The following is a 10,648-nucleotide window of genomic DNA, read 5'->3' on the forward strand; positions in this document are numbered from 1 at the left end:
GTCCCTCGACCGGGCCTTGCGCCCCCCCGGAAAAAACAGGAGCGGTGTCGTGCCAGTAGGAGACCAGCTTCATTTGCATCCCGTCAGTTTCAAAGCCCGACCACGCCCGGAAGACCGGAAATGTCGGCGATCTCGACATAGCCGTAATAGGGGTTAGCCGGCTCGTGACCCCGATTGACCCAGACCTTGTTCTTGATCCCGAGATCATGCGCCGACATCAGGTCGTAGCGGAACGAGGACGAGCAGTGAAGAACATCCTCCGGACCACAGCCCAGCCTATCGAACATGTATTCGAAAGCCTTGAAGCGTGGCTTGTAGGCTTGAGCCTGTTCGGCCGTGTAGACGGCATGGAATGGCGCGCCGAGCTTCTCGACATTGGACATGATCTGCGCGTTCATGGCGTTGGAGAGGATGACCAGCGGAATTTCCTTGGCGACCTTGGTGAGGCCGGCTGGAACGTCGGCGTGCGGCCCCCAGGTCGGGACACGCTCATAGACCATTTTGGCGTCGTCGGAGCTGAAGGCGACGCCGTTGCGGTTGCAGGCGCGCTCGAGCGCGTTGTGAACGACATCGGCATAAGGTTTCCAGTCGCCCAATATCTCGTCCAGCCGGTACGCTGCGAAGTTCTTGATGAACTCCTGCATGCGCGGCTCATCGAGCCGGCTGCCATAGAGGTCACGCGCCGCCTCGGCCATCTGGAAATTGGTCAACGTGCCATAGCAGTCGAAGGTGATGTATTTGGGCCTGAAAGATGCCATATCCGTCGATCTCCGGTGGAAGCACATCCGTGTTGGGACGTTTTTCATCATAGACCGGCAGAAAGCGACCCACCTGACCGAAAAGCGCCTGCCGAAAGCAGAAAGTTCCGTATCCGCGGTTCCGTTTGGCACGCTGTAGCATCTTGAGCTTCGAAGGATGCCGCCAGAGGAGGCGCTAAACGCATCTAGTTCCATAGGCGCCAGCACAAGATGCGGCGCACCCCCTGCGCAACGGCGAATGATACCGTCGAAGTCGAGACCTTCAGACGATCTGCGGCGCACCAATGATCGAGACTTGGGGTCAGACTGAAAGGTGCGTCATGCAGCAAGGCGAGATCGAACTCCAGGACTTCGGGCCGGATCATATCGACGGTGCAGTCGCGCTATCTCGGCAGGAGAATTGGCCGCATCGCCCGCAGGATTGGCAGATGGCGCTGCAGCTTTCGAGCGGCGCGGTCGCCCTCGATGACCAGGGCCGGGTCACCGGAACCATACTGGTGACGCCCTATGGCGCCGATTGCGCAATGATCAACATGGTGATCGTCGACCGGAACGTGCGTGGCAAGGGGCTCGGGCGCCGCCTGATGGAACAGGCCTTCGCTCTTGCAGAGGATCGTCCGCTGCGGCTCGTCGCGACGGCAGACGGCATGCCGCTCTATCAGAAACTGGGCTTCGCGCCCTCGGGCAGGGTCCTGCAGCATCAGGGAAGCGTCGCCGAGCTTGGCGCGCCCGACGGCGTGGAAGCGGCAAGCGGCGATGATCTGCCGGAGATCAAGGCGCTGGACCGCGATGCCTATGGCGCCGACCGTGAAGCCCTGATCGATGCTCTGGCCGAGCGTGGCCAATTCGCCGTCATTCGCCACGACGGCGCCATCGAGGCTTATGCCGCGATCCGTCCGTTCGGACGCGGCGAGGTGATCGGTCCGGTCATCGCGAGCAGCGCAGAGGAAGCCAAAGCACTGATCCGCTTTTTCGCCGCATCGCGCCCCGGCGCCTTCCTGCGCGTCGACACGGACAGCAGGACAGGCATTGCCGACTGGCTCACGGAAATCGGCCTCGCCCCTGTCGGCGGCGGCGTGTCGATGGACCGACCCGCCAAGAAGGGCCCCGAACAGGCCAGGCCAAAAGTTTACGCCCTCGCCAACCAGGCGCTCGGATAATCCGGAGGACAACAATGCTCGCCAATTCCCTGGTCGAACTCGACCGCGCCCATCTCATCCATCCGGTCGCCTCTTATCGCGGCCACGAGGCGCTCGGCGTGCGCGTGCTGAAATCGGCGAAGGGCGCCACCGTGACCGATGCGTCCGGCCGGCAGCTTGTCGACGGTTTTGCCGGGCTTTGGTGCGTCAATGCCGGCTATGGCCACGACAGTATCGTCGAGGCGGCAGCCCGGCAGATGCGCGAGCTTCCCTACGCCACCGCCTATTTCGACCTCGGCTCGGAGCCGGCCATCCGGCTTGCCTCGGAACTGGCCGAGCGCGCGCCGGGGGACCTCAACCACGTCTATTTCACCCTCGGCGGATCGGACGCGGTCGACAGCACGATCCGCTTCGTCCGCTACTACTGGAACGCCAAAGGCAAGCCGCAGCGTGACCAGTTCATCTCGATCGAGCAGGGCTATCACGGATCATCGGTGGTCGGCGCCGGGCTGACGGCCCTCCCCGCCTTCCACGCCGGCTTCGGCATTCCATTCGAATGGCAGCACAAGATCCCGTCGCCCTATCCCTACCGCAACCCGGTCGGCGAAAACGGCGATGCGATCATTGCCGCGTCGCTCGCCGCGCTGAAGGCGAAGATCGAGGCGATCGGACCGGAACGGGTCGCCGCCTTCTACGCCGAGCCGATCCAGGGTTCGGGTGGCGTCATCGTGCCGCCGAAAGGCTGGATCAAGTCGATACGCGAGCTCTGCCGCGAATACGGCATCCTGTTCATCGCCGATGAGGTGATCACCGGCTTCGGCCGCACCGGGCCGCTGTTCGCCTGCACGGAGGAAGACATCGTTCCCGATTTCATGACGACAGCCAAAGGGCTGACCTCGGGATATGTGCCGATGGGCGCCGTGTTCATGGCCGACCACGTCTACCAGGTCATCGCCGACGGCGCAGGCAACGCGGCGGTCGGTCACGGCTATACCTATTCGGCCCATCCCGTCAGCGCCGCCGTCGCGCTCGAGGTGCTGAAGCTCTATGAAAACGGCCTTCTGGAAAACGGCATCAAGGCCGGCGCCCGCCTGATGGCCGGATTGGCCGGGCTGAGCGACCATCCTCTGGTCGGCGATGTGCGCGGCCGCGGCATGCTTGCAGCGGTCGAGCTGGTGACCGACAAGCAGATGAAGACGCCGCTTCCCGTCTCGGCGATGCCGGCACGGCGGGTCTTCGACCGGGCGTGGGACAACGGCCTGATCATCCGCGCCTTCGCGCATGGCGTTCTGGGCTACGCACCGCCGCTCTGCTGCACCGACAGCGATATAGATGCGATCATCGAGCGCACGCGCCGAACGCTCGACCAGACGCTGGACGATCCGGATGTCCGCAGGGCGCTTGCATGAACAGCGGCGGATTTTTCGCATCTCGAAATATCGCTTCGGCAGGCGATTTCGCAATTTTGTGCCGCAGCCCCGCGCCTTTTCGGCGAATCCAGCGCGGGGGAAGTGCCAGACTGCTTTTAAAGACAAGGCCAGAAAGCCCGAATTTCTAGGGTTTTGAAAAAGGCCGACGCCCCGGACAGCACGGAATTTTGTTCTGTTCAGCATGATGCAATTCGGTCGCGCGCAGAGGAGAGCCAGATTTGGCCAGGGGCTTTAGCGAATTCAAATACATGACCTTCGATGTGGTCGGCACGCTGATCGACTTCGAAGGGGGCATCACGAGCTGCCTGGCCGGCATCGCCGCCGAAGCTGGTGTCTCCTTCGACGGCGAGGAGGCGTTGGCCCTTTACCGGCAGGCTCGCTACATGCCCGATGCGGGCCTGTTCCCTGACGATCTGGCGCGTGTCTACATGGTCATCGCGCCGCGGCTCGGCCTGCCGGCCGAGGAGAAATACGGAGCCCGCCTGCGGGATTCCGCCAGCACCTGGCAAGGCTTCTCCGACAGCGCGGCGGCCTTGGCCGACCTTGCGAAAGCCCACAGGCTGATTGCCATGACCAATGCCCGGCGCTGGGCGCTCGACCATTTCGAGAAGCAACTCGGATCGCCTTTTTTCGCCACCTTCACGGCCGACGATACCGGCACGGAGAAACCGGACCCGGCCTTCTTCCAGAAGGTCTTCGATTTCGTGGCCTGCCGCGGCGACGACAAGGACGACATCCTGCATGTCGCGCAAAGCCAGTATCACGACATCGGCATATCCCGGGCGCTCGGCATGACCAACTGCTGGATCGAGCGCCGGCACGCCCAGAAAGGCTACGGCGGCACGATCGAGCCCGAGCGCTTCACCGAGCCGGACTACCACTTCACCTCAATGGCCGGCTTCGCATCGGCCGTGCGGGAAAGTCTGAAGGAACGAAGCTGAGCCCAAGCCCGGAAAGCGCGCGATAAGACGAGCATCCGGCGAAACCATCAGAAAGGGGAATGACATGACCGACAAGATCACGAACTGGACCAGCGCAGACGATGCCATGGTCGAAAACGCCATTCGACGGGGCGCCAGCCGCCGCGAACTCCTCAAGATGCTGCTGGCCGGCGGCGCCGCGGTTGCCGCGGGCAGCGTGGTGCTTGGCCGTGCCACGCAAGCCGTCGCTGCCACACCAGTTTCCGGCGGAAATTTCAAGGCGGCCGGCTGGTCGTCCTCGACCGCCGACACGCTCGATCCGGCAAAGGCGTCGCTCTCGACCGACTATGTCCGCTGCTGCTCGCTCTACAACCGCCTCACCTTCCTCGACAAGGACGGCAAGACGCAGATGGAGCTGGCCGAAAGCTTCGACAGCAAGGACGCCAAGACCTGGACCGTGAAGCTGCGCAAAGGCGTCACCTTCCACGACGGCAAGGACCTCACCGCCGACGACGTCGTCTTCTCGCTGAAGCGCCATCTCGACAAAGCGGTCGGCTCGAAGGTCGCCAAGATCGCGGCGCAGATGACCGTCTTCAAGGCGGTTGACAAGTCGACGGTCGAAATCACGCTCGCCGATCCGAATGCCGACCTGCCGACCATTCTGGCGCTGCATCACTTCATGATCGTCGCCGACGGCACCACCGACTTCTCCAAGGGCAACGGCACCGGCGCCTTCGTACTGCAGACGTTCGAACCCGGCGTGCGTTCGGTGGTCACCAAGAACAAGAACTACTGGAAGTCGGGCAAGCCTTACCTCGACTCCTTCGAATTCATTGCCATCACCGACGACAGCGCCCGCGTCAACGCCCTGATTTCCGGCGACATCAATTTTGCGGCCTCGATCAATCCGCGCTCGATGAAGCTGCTGGAGAGCCAGCAGGGCTTCGAACTGTCGAAGACGACCTCGGGCAACTACACGGACCTCAACATCCGGCTCGATATGGACCCGGGCAGCAAGGCCGATTTCGTGGCCGGCATGAAGTATCTCGTCAACCGCGAGCAGATCGTCAAATCGGCGTTGCGCGGCCTCGGCGAAATCGGCAACGACCAGCCGGTCTCGCCAGCCAATATCTTCCACAACGCCGACCTCAAGCCGAAGGCCTTCGACCCGGACAAGGCGAAGTTCCACTTCCAGAAGGCGGGCCTGCTCGGCCAGTCGATCCCCGTGGTCGCCTCCGATGCCGCGACCTCGTCGATCGACATGGCGGTGATCATCCAGGCCGCCGGCGCTGATATCGGCATGAAGCTCGATGTCCAGCGCGTCCCGTCCGACGGCTATTGGGACAACTACTGGCTCAAGGCGCCGGTCCATTTCGGCAATATCAATCCGCGCCCGACGCCGGACATCCTGTTCTCACTCCTCTATGCCTCCAACGCGCCCTGGAACGAGAGCCAGTACAAGTCCGAGAAGTTCGACAAGTTGCTCGTCGAGGCGCGCGGCCTGCTCGACCAGGCCAAGCGCAAGGAGATTTACGGCGTGATGCAGGGCATGGTGTCCGAGGAAGCCGGCACCATCATCCCGGCCTATATCTCCAATGTCGATGCCCTCTCCAGCAAGGTGAAGGGTTTGGAAGCCAACCCGCTCGGTGGCATGATGGGCTACGCAATGGCGGAATACCTCTGGCTCGAAGCCTGAGGGGCGCCTGCCGGGGACCGGTCAGCCGGTCCCCGGCACTGCATTGCGCAAGATTGTTTGGCCTAACGCAACCGCAGGGAGCGCTTCCATGAAGTCTGGGGTTCTCAACCTCGTGGTGAAGCGGCTGGCTGTCGCGGTCGTCACCCTTCTGATAGTCCTGTTCGCCGTGTTTTTCGCCACCAGCATGCTGCCTGGCGACACCGCGTCGATCCTGCTTGGCCAGGCGGCGACCCCCGAGGCCGTCGCCGGCCTGCGCGAAGCCATGCACCTCAATGATCCGGCGATTCTGCGCTTCCTGCGCTGGCTTGTCGGCCTGCTCCACGGCGACCTCGGCACCTCCTATGCCAACGACATGCCGGTCGCGGCGCTGATTGGCGGGCGCTTCGTCAACACCATGAAGCTCGCCGGCATCACCACGCTCATCTCGGTGCCGCTGGCGCTGACGCTCGGCATCACCGCCGCGATGCTGCGCGGCTCCCTCTACGACCGCACCGTCACCGTGCTTTCGATCGGCGTCATCTCCGTGCCGGAGTTCATGGTCGCCACGCTGGCGGTCCTGCTTTTCGCCGTCTATCTCCGGTGGCTGCCGGCACTGTCCTCGGTCAACGAGGCGCATTCGCTGACCGACCTCGTGCGCATCTACGCGATGCCCGTGATCACGCTCACCTTCGTCATCTCCGCTCAAATGATCCGCATGACCCGCGCCGCGGTGATCGAAACGCTTTCCACGCCCTATGTCGAGATGGCGCTCCTCAAGGGCGCCTCGCGCAGCCGCATGGTCCTGAGGCACGCTCTCCCCAACGCGCTCGGGCCGATCGTCAACGCGGTCGCGCTCTCGCTGTCCTATCTGGTCGGCGGAGTCATCATTGTGGAGACGATCTTTAACTATCCCGGCATCGCCAAGCTGATGGTCGATGCGGTGGCGACCCGCGACCTGCCGCTGATCCAGAGCTGCGCGATGATCTTCTGCCTCGGCTATCTGCTGCTCATCACGGCCGCCGATATCATCGCGATCATGTCCAACCCGAGGCTCAGATGACGATGGCACGCGCGGCAGCCTCCCGACGGTCCTTCCTGGGCCACAGCTACAACCTCGTGGGCGTCCTGGCCTCGCTGGTCATCCTGGCGTGGACGCTCGTCGCCATCTTCGCGCCCTACATCATCCCCCACCCGATCGGCGACATCGTCGACGACGACTATTTCGGTCCGATGCGTCAGGGGCTGTGGCTCGGCTCGGACTATCTGGGCCGTGACATGCTCTCCAGGGTTCTGATGGGTGCGCGCTACACCGTCGGCATATCGCTCGCCGCCGTCTCCATCGCCTGCTTTTCGGGCGTCGTGCTCGGCATGATCGCGGCCGTCACCGGCGGCTGGCTCGACACCTGCCTCAGCCGCTTTCTGGACGCCATGAACTCCATCCCCAGCAAGCTGTTCGGCCTGGTCGTCGTCGCCGCGGTCGGCTCGTCCATCCCGGTGCTGATCCTGACGCTCGCCGTCATCTATATCCCCGGCGCCTACCGCTTCGCGCGGGCCCTCGCCGTCAACATCAACACTATGGACTTCATGACCGTCGCCCGCGTCCGTGGCGAAAGCACGGCCTATCTCATCGGGTCCGAGATCCTGCCCAACATCATCCGTCCCGTGCTGGCCGACTTCGGCCTGCGCTTCGTCTTCATCGTGCTTTTGCTTTCCGGCCTGTCCTTCCTCGGGCTCGGCCTGCAGCCGCCTTTAGCCGACTGGGGCGCGCTGGTGCGCGAGAACATCGGCGGCCTGCCCTTCGCGGCTCCTGCAGTCATCGTGCCCTCGCTGGCGATCGCCAGCCTCACCATCAGCGTCAACCTGCTGATCGACAACCTGCCGCAGAAGATCAGGGACCGGGACGCATGACCAATCTCGTCGAGGTCAGGAACCTGAGGATCGAGGCCACGACCGACGCCGGACGGGTCGTCGAAATCATCAAGGGCGTCAGCCTCGACATCGCCGACGGCGAGATCATCGCCCTGATCGGCGAGAGCGGCTCCGGCAAGACGACGGTGGCGCTCTCGCTCATGGGCCACGCACGGCCCGGCTGCCGGATCACCGGCGGCGAGATCAACGTCAACGGCAAGAACATGGCGGCACTCTCCGAGAAGGAACGGGCGAAGCTGCGCGGCACCGACATCGCCTATGTTCCGCAAAGTGCGGCCGCCTCCTTCAACCCATCATCCACGATCATGGAGCAGGTGATCGAGGTCACGCGCATCCACAGGCTGATGCCGCCCGAGCAGGCACGCAAGCGGGCAGTCGAGCTGTTCAGGGCCTTGTCGCTGCCGGACCCGGAAGGGATCGGCGCCCGTTATCCGCACCAGGTTTCGGGTGGGCAATTGCAGCGCCTGGCGGCGGCCATGGCGCTTATCGGCGATCCCAAGCTGGTTATCTTCGACGAGCCGACGACGGCGCTCGATGTGACGACGCAGATCGACGTGCTGAAGGCATTCAAGTCGGTGATGAAGGCGGGCGGCATAGCGGGTGTCTACGTTTCCCACGACCTCGCGGTCGTCGCCCAGATCGCCGATCGCATCGTGGTGCTGAAGGGCGGCGAAGTGCAGGAGACCGGCACGACGCGAGAAATTCTTTCGGCTGCCAAGCACCCCTATACGAGGGAGCTGCTGGCTGCCTTCGAACCGAAGGCGCGGGGCGCGAAGGCGGATGCAGATGCGGCAGCGAAGCCGCTGCTGCGTGTCGACAATCTGACGGCCGGCTACGGGGCGGTCCGCGCCGACGGTCTGCCGCTGATCCGCGCCGTCCAGTCCGTCAGCCTGGTCGTGGAGAAGGGGCGCAACCTCGGCATCATCGGCGAATCCGGCTGCGGGAAATCGACGCTGGCGCGAGTGATCGCCGGTATCCATCCCGCGGCGGCCGGCGACATCGTCTTCGACGGCAAGCAACTGGAACGCGCCGCCAGGAAACGCAGCCAGGACCAGCTGCGCGAGATGCAGATCGTGTTCCAGTATGCCGACACCGCGCTCAATCCGGCCAAGCCTATCGAGGACATCATTTCGCGCCCGCTGGCCTTCTATCACCGGCTCGACAGGCAGGCGCGCTCGAAGCGCGTCGACGAACTGCTCGACATGGTGCGCCTGCCGAGAGCACTGCGCTACCGCCATCCTTCCGAGCTCTCGGGCGGCCAGAAACAGCGCGTGAACTTCGCGCGCGCTCTGGCGGCCAACCCCAAGCTCATCATCTGCGACGAAATCACCTCGGCGCTCGACACGGTGGTGGCGTCAGCAGTGATCGAGCTGCTCAAGGAGTTGCAGCGCGAGCTCGGCCTCTCCTACATCTTCATCAGCCACGATCTCTCCGTCGTCGAGGCCATCTGCGACGAGATCATGGTGATGTACAATGGCGAGCGGGTGGAGCAGATCACGCCCGACAAGGTGAAGGCGCCCGCGCATCCCTACTCCAAGCTTCTGTTCTCCTCCGTGCCGAAGCTCGACCCGACCTGGCTAGACGGCCTCGTCCGCGACCCCGAACTGGTCAGCCAGTACGGCCACAGGTAGAGGAATTCGAGGCGGCCACGCTTCACATCGGGAACAGGCTGGGCAACGGCATGTGCGCTTTGACGATGGGCGACTTCAGCACCACGAAGCTGAAATACTTGTCGATGCCGATATCCATGTCGGTGAGCCGCTCCATGATCGTCTGGTACTCGCCGATGCCGGCGGTCACGAATTTCATCAGGTAATCGTAACCGCCCGACACGAGATGGCATTCGATGACCTGGTCGATCTTCTCCACGACGGCGAGAAAGCGGGCGAAGTCCACCTGGCGGTGATTCTTCAAAGTGATCTCGGTGAACACGGTCAGCGTCTGGCCGAGCTTGCCGATGTTGACCTGCGCTGAATAGCCTTCGATGTAGCCTTCCGACTGGAGCTTCTTGACCCGCATCAGGCACGGGCTCGGCGACAGGTGCACCAACTCGGCCAGCTCCACATTGGTAATGCGGCCGTTCTTCTGCAATTCGTGCAGAATCTTGATGTCGATCCGATCCAGTTTCACAGCCGTCTCCGTAGAAAGCGCGCCACAGCACAAAATGCTGCCATGCTGGTTGCCATTGACACTACCACAGCCCGCCGTCCTGTCCATGAGAGCTAATACCGCTTTGAAACGCAGCGACTCCTGATTTCGACCGAGCTGCCGGAATAAAATTCTGCTTCGGCCTCAACTGCAGCAGCGGCTGCCTGCGCAACGCGCTAAATTGGCGCTTCGAGATGGAGAGACCATGCGCGCGCCGCTGCAGCAAATCGAAACATCCGGCGAACTGCCGCAATCCGCGGACGCGGTGGTGATCGGCGGCGGCATCGTGGGCGTCTTCGCGGCTTACTACCTGGCGCGGCGCGGCATGAAGGTCGCGCTTGTCGAAAAGGGACGTATCGGCGCCGAGCAGTCCAGCAGAAACTGGGGATGGTGCCGCCAGCAGAACCGCGACGCCCGCGAGTTGCCTATGGCGACCCGAAGCCTCGATCTGTGGGCTCACTTTGCGGTCGAAGCTGGCGAGGACACGGGCTTCCGCCGTTGCGGCCTGCTCTATCTCAGCAATGACGAGGCGGAACTGGCCGGCTGGGCACGCTGGCGTGACTTTGCCAAAACGGCCTGCGTCACCACCCACATGCTCGACAGCGCCGAAGCGAGCGCGCGCGGTCGCGCCACAGGCCGTATCTGGAAG

10 protein-coding genes and 1 pseudogene are annotated in these 10,648 nt (G+C 63.4%); 8 read left to right on the forward strand and 3 right to left on the reverse strand.

Annotation, left to right across the window (positions count from 1 at the left end):
• Nucleotides 1–139: pseudogene (locus EOA38_RS40385) on the reverse strand (FAD-dependent oxidoreductase); the annotation flags it as partial.
• Entirely contained in the window at nt 90–758 is a 669-nt protein-coding gene (locus EOA38_RS16035; protein WP_127299650.1) for a haloacid dehalogenase type II, read from the reverse strand. The gene EOA38_RS16035 and the pseudogene EOA38_RS40385, both read right to left, overlap by 50 nt.
• Nucleotides 759–1,078: 320 nt before the next feature.
• Between EOA38_RS16035 and EOA38_RS16040 the strand changes: the two genes are divergently transcribed.
• The 7 genes from EOA38_RS16040 (at nt 1,079) to EOA38_RS16070 (ending at nt 9,482) form a co-directional block, all read left to right on the forward strand.
• Complete coding sequence (locus EOA38_RS16040) at nt 1,079–1,918, forward strand: GNAT family N-acetyltransferase (protein WP_127299657.1); 840 nt, start codon at nt 1,079–1,081, stop codon at nt 1,916–1,918.
• A 14-nt stretch (nt 1,919–1,932) separates the two neighbouring features.
• Entirely contained in the window at nt 1,933–3,306 is a 1,374-nt protein-coding gene (locus EOA38_RS16045) for an aspartate aminotransferase family protein (RefSeq protein WP_127299651.1), read from the forward strand.
• 239 nt (nt 3,307–3,545) lie between these two features.
• Entirely contained in the window at nt 3,546–4,268 is a 723-nt protein-coding gene (locus tag EOA38_RS16050) for an HAD-IA family hydrolase (RefSeq protein WP_127299652.1), read from the forward strand.
• 64 nt (nt 4,269–4,332) lie between these two features.
• Entirely contained in the window at nt 4,333–5,943 is a 1,611-nt protein-coding gene (locus EOA38_RS16055; protein ID WP_127299653.1) for an ABC transporter substrate-binding protein, read from the forward strand.
• Between the two features lie 88 nt (nt 5,944–6,031).
• Complete coding sequence (locus EOA38_RS16060) at nt 6,032–6,982, forward strand: ABC transporter permease (RefSeq protein ID WP_127299654.1); 951 nt, start codon at nt 6,032–6,034, stop codon at nt 6,980–6,982.
• Nucleotides 6,979–7,830 carry an ABC transporter permease gene (locus EOA38_RS16065; RefSeq protein WP_127299655.1) on the forward strand — a complete coding sequence of 284 codons (852 nt, stop codon included), beginning with the start codon at nt 6,979–6,981 and terminating at the stop codon, nt 7,828–7,830. Before EOA38_RS16060 ends, EOA38_RS16065 begins: the two co-directional genes overlap by 4 nt.
• Nucleotides 7,827–9,482 (forward strand): ABC transporter ATP-binding protein, encoded by a 1,656-nt coding sequence (locus EOA38_RS16070; protein WP_127299656.1) that lies wholly within the window; start codon nt 7,827–7,829, stop codon nt 9,480–9,482. The genes EOA38_RS16065 and EOA38_RS16070 overlap by 4 nt, the downstream gene beginning before the upstream one ends.
• Before the next feature lie 22 nt (nt 9,483–9,504).
• Here the strand turns inward: EOA38_RS16070 and EOA38_RS16075 are convergent, their stop codons facing one another.
• On the reverse strand, nt 9,505–9,981 hold the full coding sequence (locus tag EOA38_RS16075; protein WP_127220635.1) for an Lrp/AsnC family transcriptional regulator: 477 nt from the start codon (nt 9,979–9,981) through the stop codon (nt 9,505–9,507).
• A 223-nt stretch (nt 9,982–10,204) separates the two neighbouring features.
• Between EOA38_RS16075 and EOA38_RS16080 the strand changes: the two genes are divergently transcribed.
• A partial coding sequence (locus tag EOA38_RS16080) for an FAD-dependent oxidoreductase (RefSeq protein WP_145965977.1) occupies nt 10,205–10,648 on the forward strand: 444 nt, incomplete at its 3' end.

This window comes from Mesorhizobium sp. M1E.F.Ca.ET.041.01.1.1 (assembly GCF_003997355.1).
Classification (GTDB): domain Bacteria; phylum Pseudomonadota; class Alphaproteobacteria; order Rhizobiales; family Rhizobiaceae; genus Mesorhizobium.